This is a genomic window from Nonomuraea phyllanthi, assembly GCF_006334985.2.
In the GTDB taxonomy this organism is placed as follows: domain Bacteria; phylum Actinomycetota; class Actinomycetes; order Streptosporangiales; family Streptosporangiaceae; genus Nonomuraea; species Nonomuraea phyllanthi.
The window spans coordinates 137,216-155,711 of sequence record NZ_VDLX02000022.1 but is presented as its reverse complement, the minus strand read 5'-3'; the positions used below and the strand labels follow the sequence as shown (position 1 = coordinate 155,711).

At 70.8% G+C, this 18,496-nt stretch carries 18 protein-coding genes and 2 pseudogenes; 12 read left to right on the top strand and 8 right to left on the bottom strand.

Going from position 1 to position 18,496, the window contains the following annotated elements:
• The first annotated feature begins 198 nt into the window (after nt 1-198).
• Nucleotides 199-681: a general stress protein gene (locus FH608_RS42115; protein ID WP_139636389.1), complete on the top strand. Its 483-nt coding sequence runs from the start codon at nt 199-201 to the stop codon at nt 679-681.
• 49 nt (nt 682-730) lie between these two features.
• Here FH608_RS42115 and FH608_RS42110 read toward each other — a convergent pair whose 3' ends face one another.
• Entirely contained in the window at nt 731-1,957 is a 1,227-nt protein-coding gene (locus FH608_RS42110) for an MFS transporter (protein WP_139636387.1), read from the bottom strand.
• Nucleotides 1,958-2,044: 87 nt separating this feature from the next.
• On the opposite strand from FH608_RS42110, the gene FH608_RS42105 reads away from it, so the two are divergent.
• Nucleotides 2,045-2,506 carry a winged helix-turn-helix transcriptional regulator gene (locus FH608_RS42105; RefSeq protein ID WP_139636385.1) on the top strand — a complete coding sequence of 154 codons (462 nt, stop codon included), beginning with the start codon at nt 2,045-2,047 and terminating at the stop codon, nt 2,504-2,506.
• Nucleotides 2,507-2,684: 178 nt separating this feature from the next.
• Here FH608_RS42105 and FH608_RS42100 read toward each other — a convergent pair whose 3' ends face one another.
• Nucleotides 2,685-3,833 (bottom strand): serine hydrolase domain-containing protein, encoded by a 1,149-nt coding sequence (locus FH608_RS42100; RefSeq protein WP_139636384.1) that lies wholly within the window; start codon nt 3,831-3,833, stop codon nt 2,685-2,687.
• Nucleotides 3,834-4,033: 200 nt separating this feature from the next.
• Between FH608_RS42100 and FH608_RS42095 the strand changes: the two genes are divergently transcribed.
• On the top strand, nt 4,034-4,744 hold the full coding sequence (locus FH608_RS42095) for a sigma factor-like helix-turn-helix DNA-binding protein (protein ID WP_226900385.1): 711 nt from the start codon (nt 4,034-4,036) through the stop codon (nt 4,742-4,744).
• Here the strand turns inward: FH608_RS42095 and FH608_RS42090 are convergent.
• Nucleotides 4,731-5,510 (bottom strand): maleylpyruvate isomerase family mycothiol-dependent enzyme, encoded by a 780-nt coding sequence (locus FH608_RS42090; protein ID WP_139636382.1) that lies wholly within the window; start codon nt 5,508-5,510, stop codon nt 4,731-4,733. The two genes, FH608_RS42095 and FH608_RS42090, sit on opposite strands and share 14 nt — an antisense overlap.
• 400 nt (nt 5,511-5,910) lie before the next feature.
• Between FH608_RS42090 and FH608_RS42085 the strand changes: the two genes are divergently transcribed.
• Together FH608_RS42085 and FH608_RS53380 are read left to right on the top strand one after the other, a co-directional pair.
• Nucleotides 5,911-6,918, top strand: a complete 1,008-nt coding sequence (locus tag FH608_RS42085) for a DUF4037 domain-containing protein (RefSeq protein WP_226900384.1) — start codon at nt 5,911-5,913, stop codon at nt 6,916-6,918.
• 405 nt (nt 6,919-7,323) lie between these two features.
• Nucleotides 7,324-7,914 (top strand): annotated as a pseudogene (locus FH608_RS53380) (DUF4158 domain-containing protein).
• Between the two features lie 976 nt (nt 7,915-8,890).
• Here the strand turns inward: FH608_RS53380 and FH608_RS42065 are convergent.
• On the bottom strand, nt 8,891-9,124 hold the full coding sequence (locus FH608_RS42065) for a hypothetical protein (protein ID WP_139636374.1): 234 nt from the start codon (nt 9,122-9,124) through the stop codon (nt 8,891-8,893).
• Between the two features lie 455 nt (nt 9,125-9,579).
• On the opposite strand from FH608_RS42065, the gene FH608_RS42060 reads away from it, so the two are divergent.
• Nucleotides 9,580-10,134, top strand: a complete 555-nt coding sequence (locus FH608_RS42060) for an RBBP9/YdeN family alpha/beta hydrolase (RefSeq protein WP_139636371.1) — start codon at nt 9,580-9,582, stop codon at nt 10,132-10,134.
• 957 nt (nt 10,135-11,091) lie between these two features.
• Here the strand turns inward: FH608_RS42060 and FH608_RS42055 are convergent.
• The 3 genes and pseudogenes from FH608_RS42055 to FH608_RS42050 form a co-directional block, all read right to left on the bottom strand.
• The gene (locus FH608_RS42055; RefSeq protein WP_455430076.1) at nt 11,092-11,805 is read right to left on the bottom strand and encodes a recombinase family protein; all 714 of its coding nucleotides are present in this window, start codon (nt 11,803-11,805) and stop codon (nt 11,092-11,094) included.
• A pseudogene (locus FH608_RS54765) lies at nt 11,806-11,895 on the bottom strand (zinc finger domain-containing protein); the annotation flags it as partial. It lies immediately after the preceding gene.
• A 62-nt stretch (nt 11,896-11,957) separates the two neighbouring features.
• Complete coding sequence (locus FH608_RS42050; protein ID WP_139636368.1) at nt 11,958-12,317, bottom strand: ArsR/SmtB family transcription factor; 360 nt, start codon at nt 12,315-12,317, stop codon at nt 11,958-11,960.
• A gap of 499 nt (nt 12,318-12,816) precedes the next feature.
• Here FH608_RS42050 and FH608_RS42045 point away from each other — a divergent pair, with 499 nt between their 5' ends.
• Both FH608_RS42045 and FH608_RS42040 read left to right on the top strand, forming a co-directional pair.
• Nucleotides 12,817-14,214 (top strand): phenylacetate--CoA ligase family protein, encoded by a 1,398-nt coding sequence (locus FH608_RS42045; RefSeq protein ID WP_139636366.1) that lies wholly within the window; start codon nt 12,817-12,819, stop codon nt 14,212-14,214.
• Nucleotides 14,215-14,335: 121 nt separating this feature from the next.
• A complete protein-coding gene (locus FH608_RS42040) occupies nt 14,336-15,076 on the top strand; it encodes a CPBP family glutamic-type intramembrane protease (RefSeq protein ID WP_226900383.1) in 741 nt (246 codons plus the stop codon).
• Between the two features lie 107 nt (nt 15,077-15,183).
• Here FH608_RS42040 and FH608_RS42035 read toward each other — a convergent pair whose 3' ends face one another.
• Nucleotides 15,184-16,203 (bottom strand): transposase, encoded by a 1,020-nt coding sequence (locus tag FH608_RS42035; protein WP_226900393.1) that lies wholly within the window; start codon nt 16,201-16,203, stop codon nt 15,184-15,186.
• A 56-nt stretch (nt 16,204-16,259) separates the two neighbouring features.
• On the opposite strand from FH608_RS42035, the gene FH608_RS54010 reads away from it, so the two are divergent.
• The 4 genes from FH608_RS54010 (at nt 16,260) to FH608_RS42015 (ending at nt 18,271) form a co-directional block, all read left to right on the top strand.
• Nucleotides 16,260-17,039 carry a MerR family transcriptional regulator gene (locus FH608_RS54010; RefSeq protein WP_264372949.1) on the top strand — a complete coding sequence of 260 codons (780 nt, stop codon included), beginning with the start codon at nt 16,260-16,262 and terminating at the stop codon, nt 17,037-17,039.
• Between the two features lie 2 nt (nt 17,040-17,041).
• Nucleotides 17,042-17,572 carry a GyrI-like domain-containing protein gene (locus FH608_RS42025; RefSeq protein ID WP_193318930.1) on the top strand — a complete coding sequence of 177 codons (531 nt, stop codon included), beginning with the start codon at nt 17,042-17,044 and terminating at the stop codon, nt 17,570-17,572.
• Nucleotides 17,573-17,684: 112 nt separating this feature from the next.
• A complete protein-coding gene (locus tag FH608_RS42020; RefSeq protein ID WP_139636359.1) occupies nt 17,685-17,873 on the top strand; it encodes a DUF5999 family protein in 189 nt (62 codons plus the stop codon).
• Nucleotides 17,870-18,271 carry an ATP-binding protein gene (locus FH608_RS42015; RefSeq protein WP_139636357.1) on the top strand — a complete coding sequence of 134 codons (402 nt, stop codon included), beginning with the start codon at nt 17,870-17,872 and terminating at the stop codon, nt 18,269-18,271. Before FH608_RS42020 ends, FH608_RS42015 begins: the two co-directional genes overlap by 4 nt.
• Nucleotides 18,272-18,496 lie beyond the last annotated feature (225 nt).

Here is an 18,496-nt window from a genome sequence, read left to right as displayed (position 1 = left end):
GTCCGGCGCAACGCGTGGACCGGCCGCTCACCCGGCGGGCGGCGCCGCTGCTCCCGCCGCGACATCGGGCTGTCGCGGCACGTCACCACGACGACCGGCACCGCCCGTTGCATCCTCGGGCCGGATGCAGGAGACCGGTGAACCGCATGCGGCCCGAAAGCACCCTCAATCCACTGACCGGGAAAGGAGGCATCTGTCGTGATCGAAACCGCTCCGGTCGTCGCGCCGCCGTCCGTGGCCGGCGACCGGCCGGTGGTCGGCTCCTACGACACCTACGAGCAGGCCCGCGAGGCGGTCGCCTTCCTGGCCGGCAACGACGTTGCGGCGCACCGGGTCGGCATCGTGGGGGAGAATCTGCGCCTGAAGGACGATGTTCTCGGCCGCATGACCGCCCCTCGCGCGGCGGGTGTGGGCGCGGCGCTCGGCGCGTGGTTCGGCCTCCCCTCCAGCCTGCCTGTCCTGCTGGCCGCGGGCCCGTGGGCGGCGCTGCTGGCGGGGGTGGTCTTCGGCGCGCTGCTCGGCGCCGTCTTCGGCCTGACCGCGTACTGGACCGCACGCGGCCGAGGCGACCTGCCGGCCGGCCGGTCCCTCGTGGCCGCCCGCTACGACGTCGTCGCCGACGTGGCCGTCGCCGACGATGCGCGCAACCTGCTGATCGGGTACGGCCGGCGTACCGGCTGATGTGGCGGCCGGCGGGAACCAGCGGGACGGCACCGCGCCGGGACCCCGTTCACCTCGACGTCGATCGCGCTTCCTGCCGCGCATGGCGCGCGCCCGCCTGCCCGGATCGGGGGTTCGCGCCGACGAGGGGCAGCCGCCTGTCGGCCGCCCAGACGGCCAGCGCGCAGGCCGCGAATCCGGCTCCGAGGAGACTGGAGCCCGCCCACCCGTGCGCGGTGAAGACGGCGGTGGTGGCGGCCGCGCCGAGGGCGGAGCCGAGCGAGTAGAAGACCATGTAGCCGCCGATGACGCTGCTGGTGCGGTCCGGATACGCGGCCGTGAGCAGGTGCTGGTTGCTCACGTGTACGGCCTGGACCGCGAGGTCGAGCAGCACGATTCCGGCGACGAGCAGCCCCAGTGACCACGGCAGTTGCGCTGTCGCCGCCCAGGAGAGGATGAGCAGGGTGAGCGCGAGGCCGGTGACCGGGGCGGCCCGTCCCGCGTCCGCCCACCGTCCCGCGCGTGCCGCGCCGAGCGCGCCGGCGAGCCCGGCGATGCCGAACAGCCCGACCTGGGTCTCGCCCATCCGCCACGGCGCGTCCGCCAGCGGCAGGGACAGCCCGCTCCACAGCGTCCCGAACGATGCGAACAAGAAGAACGCGATGAGCCCCCGCGTCAGGAAGACGCGCTGCCCGAACAGCCCGCCGAGTGCGACGAGGGCCCGCCCGTATCCCGCGGGCCGGTCGGGGCGCTGCTCCGGCGGCAGCGCGAGGAGGACGAGGGCCGCGAGCCCGAGTGACAGCACCGCGAGCAGGGCGTAGACGCTGCGCCAGCCCCACATCTCGGCGAGCGTGCCGGTGACGACCCGCGCGCCCAGGATGCCGACCACGACGCCCGAGGTCACGAAACCGATGTTCCGTCCGCGTTCGGCGGGCGGCGAGACCGACGCGGCGTAGGTCACCGTGATCTGCACGACGACCGCGAACACCCCGGCCGTCGCCAGCCCCGCGAACGTCAGCCACGCGGCTGACGCCGAGGCCGTCAGGATCGAGCCCACCGCGGTGAGCGCCAGGTGCACGGCGATGAGCCGGCGCCTGTCGACCACGTCGCCGAGCGGCACCAGCAGCACCAGCCCCGCCAGATAGCCGACCTGGCCGGTCGCGACGATCCATCCGGTGAGTTCCGCCGACATGCCGAGATCGCGCCCCATCGGCCGCAGAACCGGTTGCGCGGCATAGATGCTCGCCACAGCGACACCGCACACCACCGCGAGCAGCAACCGCCGCCACACGTCCATCGCACTCCCAATCCAATAAGTAGCAGATTGCAACCAATTTGACCGTACGGCATAATGGTTTCAATCTGCAACTCATCGGGAGATGCCATGTCGACTACCGCCCTGCCCGCCCCGGACGCCGAGTGGACCGACCCCGACTGCCCCGTGGCCCGCACGCTCGACCTGGTGGGTGACAGGTGGAGCCTTCTCGTCGTCCGCGATGCGATGGACGGGGCCCGATCGTTCACCGAGTTCCAGCGACGCACCGGCATCGCCCGCAACATCCTCACCGACCGTCTCCGCAAGCTCACCGCTCACGGGCTCCTCGCCCAGCGCGCCGCACCGTCGGGCCGCCGCCAGGAGTACGTGCTCACCGACGCCGGCCGTGACCTCTTCCCCGTCATCCTGACCCTGCGACAGTGGGGGGAACGCCACGCCTTCGCGCCCGGCGAGGCCCACTCCACCCTTGTCGACCAGCACGGCAGCCCTGTGCCGGAGATCGCGCCGACCAGCGCCGACGGCACCCTCCTCGGCACCGACACCACCCACGTGCGGAAGGTCCGCCGGTAGCAAGGCGGTTCCCCGCGGCCCACGCACCCGGAGGCGGCCGGCGACCCGGAGCCTGACATCGACCTGGGTTTCATGGGGCGGATCGCATGGGGCTGACGGGGCGGTGGTGGAAGCCGCCCGCGCCGAGCATGCCGGCGGTGTGGCCGCGACTTTCGGGGTGAGGGGTCACGCCGGCTCCTCAGGAGGCGGTGGCGGCGCTGTGCACTGCGGCGGCGAGCCGGTCGTGCTCGGGGTAGGACCAGCCGAACCCGAAACGGCGTCGGGTGTAGCCGAAGGCGATGCCGGTACGAGGGTCGGCGAAGGCCTCCGAACCGGCCGAGCCGTCGTGGCCGAACGCGTTCGCGCTGAGGAACGCGTACCGCAGACCCTTGGCCTGGAACCCGACCGCGTAGTTGCCCTGCTCGCCGCGGACCAGGTCGGCGCCGGTGGAGTGCAGCATGGAGAACTCGCCGACGGTGTCCGGGTTGAGCAGCGGGGGGCGCCCGTCGACGCCCCACACGGCCGCCGCGTACAGGCCGGCCAGGCCGCGCGCGCTGCCGACGCCGCCGGCTGACGCCTGTCCGTTGGCGCGGACGGCGCGGGTGTTGGCGAAGGCCGCCTGGTCCAGCGGCGGCGTGCTGTTGAGCCCGTAGCCGATGCCGAGGATGCTGTGCGGACCGGGCAGGTTCGACCAGAACGCGGCCTCCTGCTCCGGCGTCGCCGTCCACCACTGGATCGGCCGGAACCGCTCCTCCTCGGCCGCGGGCAGCCCCAGGTAGAGGTCCAGCCCGTACGGGGTCCGGATGCGCTCGTCGTAGACCTGCTGCAGCGACTGGCCGGTCACCCGCCGGATCACCTCGTTCACCATGGCGAACGCGACGAACCCGCCGTAGCCGTAGGCCGAACCCGGCCGCCAGTAAGGCCGCTGCCCGGCCAGGCGGCGCGCGATCACCGCGTCGTCGGCCAGGTCGGCCGCCGGCAGCCCGCCGTCGACGCCGATGACGCCGGAGCGGTGGGTCAGCACGTCCCGCAGCGTGATCCTGTCCTTGCCGGCCGCGGCGAACTCCGGCCAGTGCCGGGCCACCGGCTCGTCGAGATCGAGCACACCCTCCTGCACCAGCAGCGCCGCCACCAGCGTCGCGGCACCCTTGGTGGAGGAGTACACGCCGGTCAGCGTGTCACAGCTCACCTCGTCCCCAGCCCACAGGTCGACCACCCGCCGGCCGTGCGCGTACACGGCCAGCTGCGACCCCGCCCGGCCGTCCTGCTCGGCCACCACGGCGGCGTACGCCTCGCGCACCTGCTCGAAGCCGTCCGCGACCGTCCCGTGGACATCCATCCTGCTCATCGTCGGCAACCCTTCATGAGTGAGTGTCGGTCGCCGGCATGACGGATGGTCCGCAGGAAAGGTGACCGGTGCGTCCGCGGTCACCTTTCACGGGTTTGCTGCGTCAGCTGTCTGACATATGGCTGAGATGAGAGGAATGCAATGGTGACGCCCCATGGGACTCGGGTGACATCGACAATCTCGGTGGCTGGCTGACCACCGTGGTCGGCCGGGTGTGCCTGGACATGCTCCGCGCCCGCAGGTCCCGGCGCGAGGAGCCGCTGGAGGAGCGCCTGCCCGATCCGGTGATCAGCCGCGCGGATGCCGCCGACCCGGAGCAGGAAGCGCTGCTGGCCGACTCGGTGGGCCTGGCGCTGCTGGTCGTGCTGGAGTCGCTGACCCCGGCCGAACGGCTGGCGTTCGTGCTGCATGACATGTTCGGCCTGCCGTTCGAGCAGATCGCGCCCATCGTGGACCGAACCCCCGTGGCGGCCAAGAAGCTCGCCAGCCGTGCGCGCCGGCGCGTCCGTGGCGCGACTCCGACTCCTGACCCTGATCTGGGCGGTCAGCGCCGGGTGGCGGACGCGTTCCTGGCCGCCGCACGTGGCGGCGACTTCGACGCGCTGCTGGCCATCCACGATCCTGACGTGGTGCTGCGCGCCGACGGCGGCGTGCTCACCGGCGGCATGAAGGTCATCCGCGGCGCCGCGGCCGTGGCCGGACAGGCCGCCACCTTCCAGCGCATGGCCACCAGCGCCGCCACCCGCCCGGCGCTCGTCAACGGCCTCGCCGGCCTGGTCAACACCATCGACGACCGGCTCATCTCCGTCATGAGCTTCACGATCTCCGACGGCAAGATCGCCGCGATCGACATCCTGTCCGATCCCGACAGGCTGGCCCACCTCAACGCAGCGCGGGTCAGCCGTTGGTGACCCAGTCCATGTGGTCGATCCAGTGCTCGAGCAGCGCCCGGTCCCCCAGCACTTCCAGCGTTGGAGCAGCGTCCAGGGGGCGACGCCTGCTGATCACGAGCAGCAGCTCGGCGGCCGGGCCGCGTACCGCGACGTCCGCCTTGGTGTGCGCGCGCTCCAGCGCGACCATGTCCGGTTCCCGGCGTGCCACCCACTCCCCGGGCGCGTCGGTCGCGTGGAAGTGCAGACTCTGACCGTCTCCGCGCATCGCATCGGCGAAGCCGTGCCTGTTCTCCCAGTAGCCGCGGGACGTCAGCGTCTCCAGCCAGTCCTCGATGGCCGCGACGGCGAGCTCCGGCGCCAACTCGTACGGCATGCCGAGCGCCGCGGCCGCGTCCGCGCGATGCACGCACACCTCGCCGAACAGCCGACGTGACCAGAACGGCACGCCCGCGGCGCCACCCGACGGGTCCCACACCGGCGCGTCATCGGAGACCGAGGCGAACGCCTGGCTCGCCTGGGCCGCGCCGTCGCTGAGCCAGGCGCGCCACCGGCCCGAGTCGGCCGGGCCCGGGACGTGGCCGGCGAACGCCCTGCTCGGCTCGGTCATCTGCTCGCCCACCAGCATCGCCACCATGCGCTGTGTCCCGCCGACATGGTCGACGAGATCGGCCAGCGTCCACTCCGGGCATGTCGGCACCGGGGCCGCCGCATCCCTGCCGTGCACCCCATCGGCGAACGTGCTCGTCTGCTCGACGACGGCCTTCACATACGCGGATGTGTCCATCGCTGCACCTCCAAGTGCCTTGTGATCTACCTGAAGTCCGCGGGCCAGGTCACCCAGGGCCGGCCGCCGGCCTGTCCGGAACACCTGGCGAAATCGCGGCGAGCACCAGCGCTGCCCGGCTTTCTCCGATACTTCATCATGCTTTTCCCGCCGGGCCGAGCCGCGCGGTATCGCGCGGTCAAGTGTCGAATGCGGATGATGGCCGGTCCAGGGCTGAAGCCGGACATTGACCGGCCATTCCCCACGGGTACTTGCAAGGCCGGCCTGGTTCGGGCCGCATGACGACGTTCGTCCGCGCACCCCGACCAGGGGCCGGGCGGGCGGGGAAAATCGGGTGAGGTTCGCGCGGTGAGGGTGCACAGTTGACGGCGTGATGTGCGATTTCGTACCTGGTATCGAGTTGTCGCGTTCCTTTTACCGCGAAGTGGTGGCGCCGCTGGTGTCCGGGGTGGCGCATGACGCCGCGCTGGTCGGGCCGGGTTCGGAGGTCCTGGCGTTCGACACGGCCCGCTCGGCCGACCACGACTGGGGCCCCCGGGTGCTGGTGTTCGTGGCCGCGCCGCAGGTGGAGGAGGTACGGGCCGCGGTGACGGCGGGCCTTCCCGAGCGGTTTCTCGGGTTTCCGACCGTGTTCGGTTACCACGGCAGCGTGCAGCCGGGGGTGACGGTGACGGAGCTGGGGTCGTGGCTGGTGGAGCGGCTGGGGTTCGACCCGCGTGGCGGGGTGTCGCTGCTGGACTGGCTGTCGGTGCCGTGGCAGAGCCTGGCGGAGATCACCTCGGGGGAGGTGTTCCACGACGGGCTGGCCGGTGAGGGGCTGGTGGTGGCGCGGGAGGCGTTGCGCTGGTATCCGCGGGACGTGTGGCGGTACGTGCTGGCCTGCCAGTGGCGGCGCATCGCGCAGGAGGAGGCGTTTCCGGGCCGGTGCGGCGAGGTGGGCGATGAGCTGGGCTCGGCTGTGGTGGGGGCGCGGCTGGCACGGGACGTGATGCGGCTGGCGCTGTTGCTGCGCCGGCGCTACCCGCCGTACGCCAAATGGCTGGGCAGCGCGCTGGCGCGGCTGCCGGGCTCGGCGGAGCTGGGCGAGTGCCTGGGCGCTGCGGTGGCGGCGCGTTCGTGGCGGCAGCGGCAGGAGGGGCTGTCGGGCGCGTACGCCCGGGTGGCGGCGTTGCAGAACCGCACGGCGCTGGCCGAGCCGCTGGACGAGCGGGTACGCGGCTACTTCGACCGGCCGTTCGAGGTGATCGGAGGGGACAGGTTCGCCGAGGCGTTGCTGGCGTCGGTGGGGGACCCGGTGATCAAGGAGTTGCCGGTGGTGGGATGTGTGGATCAGATGTCGGACTCGACAGACCTGCTGACGCGGCCGTGCACGGCACGGCGTGTGACGGCGGCGGTTCTGGGGCTTTGAGCTTAATAATCTACATTGTAAAGGCGTCGGGCGAGCGCTGTACCCATCACCTCAACAAAATTCCAAACCCACGACGAGACGGGCCGCGTCGGCCGTCGGTGTCGGTGTCGTGTGGAGCCTGCCCTGGCGCATTCACGTGTAGGGGTTGCCGTAGCATCCGCCGAACATCCAACACATTTGCCTGATCAGCAGAAACGACAGACGTAGACGATGTTGCGGCAAGGCTCGGCAGGAGATGAGTACGGAGCTCACCCCGTGGTCGTCGACACTGCGGCGGCTTCGCCGTGTTCGCGCAGCATCCGCAGCAGGGGGACGGCCGGAATACGCCGGAAAGACACCGCGGGGCCTGAAGGCCGATCGTTAGGATGATCGTCGTCGTGTTGGTGGCGGTCTTGGAGGTTTCGGGTGACCTCGGTCGATCGGACGGCATATCCGGGGTTCGCCAGGGTGGTGTCGGCGCGAGAGTTGGCCGAGGCGTTCACGCCGACCGAGGCCGAGGTGGCGTGGGCTCGTGGCCGGACCCAAGACGAGCACCATCTGCTGGCGCTGGTGGTGTGGCTGAAGTCCTACCAGCGGCTCGGGTAATTTCCGAAGGTCGAGGACGTTCCGGCGGCGGTGGTCGGGCATGTGCGTGGCGTGCTGGGGCTGGCCGGAGAGGTGGAGCTGCGGCGGGCGGCGCCGATGTCGGCCAGTCGACATCGCGCGTTCGTCCGCGAGCGGTTGGGCGTGGTGTACGACGCGCCCCGGGTCCGGCGGATCGCCGAGGAAGCGATCCGCGAGGCGGTGCAGTCCAAAGACGATCCGGCCGATCTGATCAACGTGGCGCTGGAGGAGCTGGTCCGGCGGCGGTGCGAGCTGCCGGGCTACACCACGCTGGACGCGATGGCCGCGTCGATCCGCGCCGAGGTGAACACCGGGTTCTTCCAGACCGTGGCGGGGCGGCTGGACGGGGCCGCGCGGCGCGGCTGGCCCGGTTGCTGGTGGTGGACCCGGTGACTCGCGCAGCGAGTTCGATCGGCTGAAGGACGTGGCCAAGGCCGCGTCGCTGAGCAGGTTCAAACAGCGGCTGGCGCTGCTGGCCGACATCGAGGCGATCGGGCCGACCGGGGTCTGGCTGGAGGCGATGACGTGGTGACGATGTTCTGCAAGCGGATCGCGGCCATCCACAAAGAAGGGCCGTGAGCTTCTGGAGGCGTTGCGGGAGGCGCACCGGGCCGAGTCCGAGCGGCTGCTGGTGGTGTTCGGCCCGCTCCGACACATCCCGCGCCGTCGGCGCCGCGACCACCACCGGGCGCCACGGCGTCCGGCGCGACGGTGCCGCCATCGCCTGGCGGGGAGCTGCGCTCGGCGGTGGTGGCCTCCAACTCGATCGCCTCGGCCAGGGTGAACAGCGCCGGACGGTGTGAGCGGTAGTGCACCTCCAGCAGCGGAAGGTAGTTGTTGCCGTGGTGCGCCGAGACCGCCTCGTGCGCACTGGCCAGCGCCTCCACCCCACCGGACTGCTCCAGAGTCTTCAGCACCAGCCGCCCGCGTGCTGGAGGCGGTGGAGTTCCTGCTGGAGCTGCGCGGCGCCAAGGCCGCGTTCGTGTACCGGAGGAGATCAGTGAAGCATAGTTTTCGTACGCGGATAATGAGACATGCTTGCGAGGCCGAAGATCAAGGGCCGGGCTGTGGCTGCAGGGTGTCTCAGAAATGATCGATTCCGTACAAGATCACAGTGAGGGCGTCGTCCGAGAAGCCGCTCGTTTGGGGCTCATGACACGCTTCTTACCAGCGCCCCTACCTGGGGGAGGAACGCGCCGGCCACCAGGCGTGCGAGTACCTGGAGCGGTGGCTGCCCGGCGCCGTCGGCCGCCTAGCCGTACGGCTGCGGCCGTGCGGCGAGAACCACCACCCGGACGGCGCGCGGCGCGACGACGCCGAGCTGGTCGACCGCAGCATCGCCGAACTGTGGCGGCTGTGACCTCGCGCGTTACCGGCTGGGGTGGCTGGCGCGCAGGGCCCGGGTCACCACCGGGATGGCGGCGGCCGCGGCGGTCAGCCGGGCGCCTTCGGCGCGGTAAACCTGGAGCACGTCGGCGATCACGTGCGGGGGCAGGTGCGCCTTGAGGTCCACGCTCGCCGTCTGGTAGCCGGTCCGCAGCTCGGCGAGCGCCTGGTCGACGTGGCGAGCGGCCATCCGGCCCAGCACGTATGGGTCGTGCACGATCTCGTGGGCGCGGTAGCCCGGCGGCGTTTGCGAGCAGGCGCCGTGTCCGGGTGGGGTGTGTGTCCGGCTTGCGCGCGGCGGTGCGGGGGCCTCCTCGGGGCAGGGTTCGTAGCCAGTGCTCGGTCTCGGCGCGGATGCCGTCGGCCAGGCCGTCGAGCTTGCGCTCCAGCCAGGCTTCGAAGGAGGGACGTCGGTCATCGATGAGCACGCCCATCTCGGTCAGGACCTCGGCCACCCGCTCCCCGCTGATGTCCATGGCCCGGACGTCGGGGAACAGCTCGGAGTAGCGGATGACGTCGCCGGCGGTGCGCTGGGACAGCACGACGGTCAGGGCCCGCCGGACGTTGTCGTGCATGCCGCGCGGCCTGCCCGCTCGCCTGGGACGAAGCAACGAATCGGGCGCGTAGCGACGGCAGGAATATCGACTGCCCGACGAGGCGTTGGCGTGCGCTGTGAGCATTGAGCGAGTCATCATCCTGCACGGCTACATGGCATCCCCGTCCAGCCACTGGTTCGAGTGGCTTCATGACGAACTGACGCCCGAGGGAGTCGAGGTCGCGATCCCGGCGCTGCCGAACTCGACTGCTCCCGAGCCCGAGGCTTGGATCACGGCGGCGGCGAGGGTTCTTGGCGAGCCCAACGACCGCACCGCTGTGGTCGGCCACAGCCTCGGCTGTGTCACTGCGCTCCATGCCCTCGACCGCCTCGACGGAACCTGGAACCTCAGTACCCTGATCGCGGTCTCCGGCTTTGTCAGCCCTGCGCCCGCACTTCCAGAGCTGGACCCGTTCACCAACACTGTTCCTCATATTGCGCGCGTCGCTGGGAACATTCGGCGTCGCGCCGTCGTTCGCTCCGACAACGACACGTTCGTCACGCCGTCGCTGACCACGGAGCTAGGCCAGTTGCTGCGCGCTGAGGAAATCGTCGTGCCCGGTGCAGGGCACTTCCGCGCCGCCGAAGGGATCACCTCTCTCCCGGAGGTGGCTGCACTTCTGCGTAGCTAAGGACAGCGACCTGAAGCCGCAAGAGTGGGACCGCCAGAAGGCGATGATCAAGTCAGTCATGAACTGGGATCAGGCCACCTCGACCTGGTGGCACGGCCCAGCAGCTCACACCCCGAACACGTCGCCCATGTCCTCAACACCCTGTTCGAGGCTGCCCGCCTGTACGGCACCGCCGTCACGCGAGGGAGATGCCAGCACGACCGCCCGAGGCCAGGTGACCCGTTGTGATGTGGGATGCTGATCGTCCTGCGTCTTGCCGAGCGGCCTGCTCCACCTCAGCCAGTCATGTGGATGAACGTGCCCACGGTCTCCGCGAAAGCGGTTCCAGTGAGGAGCCCCGAAGTGGCAGCGGCGGCGAGTAAAACGACGAGCAGCTTACGCATGGTTGTCTCCTAGTTGAGTCGCTGGATCTTCTGCGATGAGAATCTCGCTCGCAGAAGGGGCAGTCAAGATCTGATGTGGCCTGAGGGGTGTCGTGGGGCAGGTGCATGTTCACGGCCATGTTTCCGCCCAGTGCGGGTTTCTCCTGCAAGGGAGAGTCGGCCAGCTCCTGAACCGCCTTGTCGAGTGTGTCCACGCCCGGCCTCACCCGAGCGTTGGTCCCGCCCCGTTGATCACCGTCTGGCCGTGACCGCCGAGCTGGACCAGGCGCACGCCGATCTCGACGCCGGCGACTCGGGAGGCGTCCTGCCGACGGAGGATGGGAGCCCGCGCTCGCCCGCCGCACCGCCTGACCACCAATGCTCCCCCGGCGGCCTCCGACACGCCCACCCGCGTGGGTAGGTGATACCCGGGAGGACGCCCAACGGGTGGCACACGGGCGTTCACGCCTGTGTCACGGATCTTGTACAGGGTCTCCGTAGCATCCGCCGAACATCCAACGCATTTGGCTGACCAGCAGAGACGGTGGAGGAAGACCCATTGTGGGTGGGCGCGGCAGGAAATGAAGGGGTCCGCTCACCCCATGGTCGTCGGCACTGCGGCGGCTCCGTCGTGTTCGCGCAGCATGCGTAGGACGGTGGCCGGGGACGGGTGCTGGCCCTTCTTCTTGCCCTTGGTGATGACGAGCCTCGCCGCGATGTCGCGCAAGCTGAGGTTCTGCTCGCGCAGGTGCAGGGCCATGGACAGCATGGCCTCGTCGGTCACAGCGGCGCCGCCGATGGTCCTGCCGCGGGCGCGCGCCGATTCGTGGCCTTCCAGGGTGCGGTCGCGAATGTACTCGCGCTCCATCCCGGACAGCGCGGCGAGCACGGTGAACACCACCCCGGACGGGTCGTGCGAGCCCTGCAGTTCGCCGGTGAGGAATTCCAGGTTGATGCCGGCGGCGCGCAGTTGCTCGGCCAGGGCGGCCAGGTCGAGGCCGCGGCCGAGCCGTTTGTGCTCGTGCACGACGAGGGTGACCGCGACGCCGGCCGCGCGGAGCTCGCGGGCCAGGTCGATGGCCTTGTCGAGTTCGGGGTGGGTGGTGGCGCGGGTGGAGATCTTCTCGGCGAAGACGCGGGTGACGCCGGCGGCCTGGAGCGCGTCGAGCTGGGTGTTGAGGGATTGGCGGACGGTGGAGGCGCGGGCGTAGCCGATGCGTACGTGCCCAGCCGGTTCGGTGCCGGCCGCGATAGGGCGGGGCAGCTCGATCCAGAGCGTGCCCGGCTTGCGGATGGGTGGGGTGGCCACGGTGAGCGCCTTGGCGAGCGCGGGCACCAGCCGGAAGCGGGCGGTGTGGTACTGGACGGCCACCTTGCCCTTGCCAGTCCGGCACGGGGATCCGGCGGGGGCGGCGCGGTGCCGTCAGCCGGCAGGCATGTCCGTGTCCGCCGACGGTCGGCCTACCGGGGAGGATCGGGTGCCAAGCTCCCGTCGGGGGCGATGTGATCGAAGATCTGGCCGATCAACGTGATCACATGCGGGTCCTCTACCGCGTACAGGGTCCGGCGGCCGTCCCGGCGTGCGGTGATCAGGCCGGCCAGGCGGAGCTTGGCCAGGTGCTGGGAGACCGTGGCGATGCTGATGCCCGCGTGCCTGGCCAGTGTGCTGACGTCGTAAGAGGCGTGGGTTATCAGCCACATCAGGTGCAGCCGTACCGGGCTGGCCAGCAGGGCGAACGTCTCGGCCGCCGCCCTCAGCTGCGCCGGGGTCGGAGGTGGGTGCTCGACTCCGGGTGAGCCCGGAGCGGGGGAGGTCGACATCGTTCCTCCATTGTCTCGCGCCGACGGCTTGTCTCTCACTCTATATTTCGATACTTGCGCGATTTCCGAAATGTGTGGGAGATTGGGGGCACTCCGAAGGGGAGTAGTCCGCAACGCCCGCACGTCGACACGCTGAGAACCTCGCGTTCTCCGGCGGCGGGGACCGGTCACCGGCCGGTGGACGAGACCTTCGGCCACGCAGTCATGCCTGGCCGAGTCCTCCCCGCGGGTGCCCGGCCGGGTCGTCCACCGCCCGGGAAGGACTTCGCCACGTGGTTCCCACCAACGCTGCCGCGCCCGCTGCTGTGCCCGCTGCTGAGCTGCGCGTTGTTCACCTTGCCCGCGTTCATCGTCCGCCTCGGGCCATCAGGGTCTCACCCCGGTAGACGCCGGTCACCGACGCTGTGACCCCTGCCGGGCCTTGCCCGTCGTGCCACGCCCGGCCCCACGACCATCACCTGGCCATCACCACCTGGCCATGAAGGGACACCACAGCACCATGAAGATTTCGACGTTGCGGCTGCTCGCCGACGCACGCTCCGCCAAAGCGGGCGGCGAGCAGGCGATGGCCGCCCGGCAGCGGACTCGCCTGACCGAACTCGTGGCATGGGCCCGCGCCCGCTCCCCCTACTACCAGCACCTGTACCGGGACCTGCCGGCCGGCGCGGCCGACCTGGCCCTGCTGCCGCCCACCAGCAAGCCCGAGCTGATGGCCGCCTTCGACGACTGGGTCACCGACCCGGCCGTCACCCTGGCCCAGGCGCGGGCCTTCGCCGACGATCCGGCGCGCATCGGGCAGCCGTTCGCCGGCCGCTACACGCTGTCCACCACCTCCGGCACCACCGGCACGCACGGCATCTTCCTCCAAGACGCCCGCGCGAGCGCGGTGACCTCCGCGATGATGGCGCGGATGCTGGTCGGCTGGCTGAGCGTGCGGGACGCGGCCAGAATCGCGCGTGGCGGCGCCCGGATGGCGCTGGTGATACCCGAGGGCGGGCATTTCGCCTCCACCGTGGCCGCCGCCCGGCTATGCGGCCGCTCCAGGGTCGCCGCCTTCAGCGTGCACCAGCCGCTGGCCGACCTGGTGGCCGAGCTCAACACCTTCCGTCCGGCGGTGCTGGCCCCCTACGCCAGCATCGGCGCGCTGCTGGCCGGCGAGGCCGAGGCCGGACGGCTGCGCATCGACCCGGCCCTGGTGATGCTCACCGCCGAAGGCCTGCCCGTCGGCGAGTACGCGCGCATCGCGGCCGCGCTGGGGGCCAAGGTGCGCACCAGCTACGCCTGCAACGAGTGCCCATTCCTGTCCTCCGGCTGCGCGGAGAGCTGGATGCACCTCAACGCCGACTGGGCCATCCTCGAACCCGTCGACGAGCAGTACCGGCCGGTGGCGGCGGGCGAGCCCTCGCACACCGTGCTGCTGACCAACCTGGCCAACCACATCCAGCCGACCCTGCGCTACGACCTCGGCGACAGCGTCCTGCTCCGGCCCGATCCGTGCCCGTGCGGCCACCCCGGCCCGGCCGTCCGCGTCCAGGGCCGCGCCGCCGACCTGCTCACCTTCCCCGGCCCGGCGGGGGAACAGACGCCCGTCACGCTCGCCCCGCTGCCGCTGGCCACCCTGCTGGAAGCGGTGCCCGGCCTGGAGCTGTTCCAGATCGTCCAGACCGCGCCGGCCGCCCTGCGCATCCGGCTGCATCCCGCCCCCGGCGCCGACCCTAACGCCCTCTGGCGCCAGATCGAGACCCGCATGCGCGACCTGCTGGCCCGCCACCACCTCGGCCACGTGCGTCTCGAACGCGCCGGCGAACCGATCCAGCACAGCGCGGGCGGCAAGGTACGCGCCGTCATCCCCTTCTCCGTCACCGGCAGGGACCCCGCCGGCTCCGCACACCCCTGACCACCACACACCACCCCACCGGCACCGTGGTCGCCGACCACGGCCATGCCCCCATGGCCCCCATCGACGGGCGGGCCGATCGCCCCGCCCTTCCCCGCCTCCCACGAACGGAGACGTCTTCGTGCTGCCCGACCTCCTGGCCTACAGCGTCCGGATCCTGCCCGGCCTGCTGCTGATCGGCGCATGCTTCGCGCTGGCGCGCGCCGCCCGGGACCCGCTGCTGCGCATCCTGACCCTCATCTTCGGCTTCATCCTGATCAGGGACGCGATGACCCCGCTCGGGTTCTGGCGCCTGGGCGCCGCGGCAGGCGTGCCGTGGCTGCGCTTCACCGACCAGGCGGGCATCCTGCTGCTGTTCGGCCTCGGCACGGTGGCGCTGACCGCCGCCGTGCTGAAGCTGGACAGCGGGCTGCGCTCACTGGTGCGCTGGGGCCGCTTCACCCCGATCGCGCTCGCCTGGGGCATCGGCGGTGGCGTGCTGGCCGCCGCTCCGGCGCTGCTGCTGTCCCTGCCCACACCGCTGGCCGCGCGGGGCGGCGCGGTCGCCGTCACGCTGCTGCCGGTGCTGCTGGCCTTCAGCCTGGCGGGCAACCTCGCCGAGGAGGTGCTCTTCCGCGGGTTCCTGCAGGGCCGGCTGGAGCAGCACGCCGGAGCCGTTCGTGCGGCGTTGCTGTCGGCCCTGCTGTTCGCTGCCTGCCACGCCTTCCTGGCCTCGACCGTGACCGACGTCGGCTGGCCGCTCCTGGCCTTCACCCTCTACGAAGGGCTGATCTGCGCCTTCCTGCGGGTACGGAGCGGCGTCATCGCGGCCGCCCTCGCCCACGGAACCGCGATCTTCCTGCTGGCCAGCGCCCTGGTCTGAGCCGCTGATCGCGTCACCGGGAGTACCAGCAGATGGTCTGCACGCCCGCAGCGTGCAGACCCCTTCGCGCATCCGTGCAGACGACTTCGAAAAGTGACACCAGGTCATCATGGGGGAGGGGCGACGGCCCGTTCGAAGGAGCGCAGTGGGCGGTAGCCGGTGGCGTCGAGCTTGGCCAACTCGGTGTCGATCTCGACACTGATGGCGCCGAAGAAGTTGACCGTCTCGCTGCGGGCCGGGGAGATGTGGGCCAGTGCCTCGTCGTTGACGTAGCGACCCTCGGCCCGCAGCGCGGCTACCGCCAGCCCCAGGTAGTCGCTGGTCCAGGTCACGACCGCGTTGGTGAGCAGGGTCAGGCACCAGGCCTGTTCGCTCTGCCCGGTCAGGTGCGGGCTGCGGAAGGCGCCGCCGTGGGCGTAGCGCAGGTCGCGGCGCAGTGCGTGCAGGCTCTCGCCCTTGTTGAGCTGCCTGGCGATGCGCCGCCGGTAGGCCTCGTCCGACAGGTAGCGGGCGGCGTAGACAGTACGGCGGATCATGCCGTACTCCTTCAGCGCGGCCGCCATCGCGTTCTGCCGGGAGGAGGCCGACAGCTTTCCCACGATCAGCGACGCAGTGGCCTGGCCGAACTTGATGGAGCCGGCCAGGCGCAGCAGGTCATCGAACTGCTCGGCGATCAGGTCGAGGTCGAAGCGGCGGGTCAGCAGCCGCCCGGCCAGCGGCCAGGCCCGCTCGGTGGCCGGGCGTGAGCCGAACCGCCCCATGGTGATCTTGCCGAGGTCGCGCATCCGCGGCGACAGTTGCAGACCGACCAGGTCGAACAGGGCAAAGTTGACCAAGGTCACGCCGTGCGTGTCGGTCGCGTGCTCGGTGATGGGCAGATCGGTGGCGTTGCCCATGATGTCGTCCAGCACGTACTGCGCCTCCCGGTGTGTGACCACGATGACCTTGGTGCCGTAGGTGGAGAACTGATCGGAGGCGTGGGTGTAGGTGGACAGGCCCCGGTCGGCGAACCACCGATTGGAGGGGAGCCGTGATGTTGCGCGCTGGCGGCCCGGGCCTTGCCCGTCTTCGTCGTGGTGATGCCGGTCCTGATGGCCTGGCTTGTGGGGAGGTTCATGGGGGTTCAGCCGGTCGTGGTGGCGGGGGTGGACTCTCCTTCGGGGGGAGGGTCCATGCTTGGGGTGTGGATGAGGAGTTGCTGCCGATCGGGCAGTTCGCGCGGTTGGGCCGGTTGAGCGTCAAGCAGTTGCGGCGTTATGACGAGTTGGGGGTGTTGCGTCCGGCGTATGTGGATGTGGAGACGGGTTACCGGTATTACCGGGCTTCGCAGGCGCGGGAGGCGTTGTCGATCGGGTTGTTGCGGTCGTTGGATGTTCCGCTGGCGGTGGTGGGGGAGGTGTTGTCGGGGTCGGCGGGGGCGCTTGAGGGGGTTCGTGAGGGTTTGGAGGTGGAGTTGGCGCGTCGGCGGCGGACGTTGGCGTCGTTGGAGCGGGTGATGGCGCAGGGGTTGCCGTCGGAGCCGGTGCGGGTGGTGAGTGAGCCGGCGGTGCGGGTGGCGGTGGTGCGGGAGATCGCGGCGGGTGTTGAGGATGTGGGGCGGGCGACGTCGGCGGGGGTGGCGCGGTTGCTGGGTGGTGGGGTGGAGCCTCCGGTGCGGTTGATCGGGTTGTTCCCGGTGGATCTGCAGGAGGTGGTGGAGGTGGAGGTGGCGCTGGTCCTGGGTGAGGGGGACGGCGCCGGTGGCGCGGAGGTGCGGGTGCTGCGGGGTGGCCGGTTCGCATCTGTGACGCATGTGGGGCCTTATGACCAGATTTCCTTGACGGCGTACGCGCTGCTTGCGTGGTGTGCCGAGCGGCGGTGTGGGGTGCGGGGTCCGCTTCGTGAGGTGTACGTGTCGGATCCGGCGGTCACCGCGCCGGATGATCTGGTGACGCATTTGATGATCGGTCTGGAGGAGTCATGACGGTGGAGATCGTTCCTGAGCTGGTGTCGTACGGGCCGGTGACGTGCCTGAACGTGACGGGTGTGGGGGAGCCGGGCGGGGCGGAGCATGTTTCGGCCATCGGGGCGCTGTATGCGGTGGCGGGCGCGATGGGTGGCGGCGCCGGGCCGCTGGAGGGGTTGTGGTGGGTGGAGGATGATCGGCCGGCGTTGCAGGTGCCGCGGGAGTCGTGGCGCTGGCATCTGCTGCTGCCGTTGGCGGGGGTGCCGGAGCCGGGTGTGGTGGAGCGGGCGCGGGAGGTGTCGCGGTCGTCGGGGGCGGCGGTGGATCGGGTTCGGGTGGCGACGTTCACGGAGGGGGAGTGCGTGGAGTTGCTTCATGTGGGGCCGTACAGCGAGGAGCATCGGTCGCTGGCGGTGATGGACGCTTTCATGGCGGAGCGGGGGCTGGTGGCCAATGGGCCGCATCATGAGGTGTATGTGACGGCGTTCGACCATCCGGAGCCGCGTACGGTGTTGCGGCAGCCGGTGCGGGTGGGGGGAGCCACTACGTAGGTACTCGAAATAGGTACCTAGGAGGGGATTTTTCACCTCTCTTGGTGGCAGGTGGAGAGGCATGATGAAGGTGTAGGAAACGGCTGAATGTGAGGAACGGGGGATCCGCACCATGTGCATGCATCAGCCTCCCTGCCCTCCGGCGGACGCGATCGACCACCAGGCCGCGCGCCTGGTGGCCTACCACCCCGAGCAGGGGTGGGGCCTGCTGTGCAACGGGGTCGTGTTCTTCGACGACACGGGTGAGCTGCTGCCCGACGGCCGCAGCGTCGTCCCGGCCCTGAGCGGGCAGGCGGCATGATCACCTCGCCGGCGTCGTGGACGTTCACCCCCCGGACCGGGTCGGTGCGCCAGGCCCGGCACGCCGCCCGCGCCCAGCTCCTGGAATGGGGGCTGCACCAGGCGTGCGAGTTCGCCGAGCTGCTGATCAGCGAACTGGTCATCAACGCGGTGCGGCACGCGCGCGGGATCGTACGGCTGAGCATGTCGGCGGCCGACGGGCTGCTGCGCTGCGAGGTGGAGGACGCCAGCCCCCTGGTGCCCCGCCCCCGCGCGGCGGCCGTTGACGAGGAGGGCTCGCGCGGCCTGCTCCTGGTGGAGGCGCTGTCGTCCGGCTGGGGCAGCGTGCCGACGGGCCGCGGCAAGATCGTCTGGTTCGAGCTGCCCCTCCCCGCCGTAGCGGTGGCGGCCGCCGCCTGAACCGGGCCGGTGATGGAACAGCCTCACGCCGGTACGCGCCGCCTGAGACGAAGGGCACCGCGCAAGCCGCGCGATGGCGCGCAGGCGCGGGAGTGCCGAGGGTTTCCGCCAGGCGGGCGGCTTCGCCGGAGGGCGAGGCCGCCTTCGATTTAGGTGTCGACGCGCTCTCACAGATGGCCGGGAATCGGCTGCGGGGCCGGGCCGTCGTCAAGGGCGGGATGCCGT

Excerpts from the sequence above, each read along its gene's own strand:
- FH608_RS42100 (WP_139636384.1), bottom strand. The coding sequence starts at position 3,833 with ATGAGCAGGATGGATGTCCACGGGACGGTCGCGGACGGCTTCGAGCAG.
- FH608_RS42105 (WP_139636385.1), top strand. The coding sequence starts at position 2,045 with ATGTCGACTACCGCCCTGCCCGCCCCGGACGCCGAGTGGACCGACCCC.
- FH608_RS42015 (WP_139636357.1), top strand. The coding sequence starts at position 17,870 with ATGATCACCTCGCCGGCGTCGTGGACGTTCACCCCCCGGACCGGGTCG.
- FH608_RS42090 (WP_139636382.1), bottom strand. The coding sequence starts at position 5,510 with ATGGACACATCCGCGTATGTGAAGGCCGTCGTCGAGCAGACGAGCACG.
- FH608_RS42020 (WP_139636359.1), top strand. The coding sequence starts at position 17,685 with ATGTGCATGCATCAGCCTCCCTGCCCTCCGGCGGACGCGATCGACCAC.
- FH608_RS42045 (WP_139636366.1), top strand. The coding sequence starts at position 12,817 with ATGAAGATTTCGACGTTGCGGCTGCTCGCCGACGCACGCTCCGCCAAA.
- FH608_RS42110 (WP_139636387.1), bottom strand. The coding sequence starts at position 1,957 with ATGGACGTGTGGCGGCGGTTGCTGCTCGCGGTGGTGTGCGGTGTCGCT.
- FH608_RS42050 (WP_139636368.1), bottom strand. The coding sequence starts at position 12,317 with ATGTCGACCTCCCCCGCTCCGGGCTCACCCGGAGTCGAGCACCCACCT.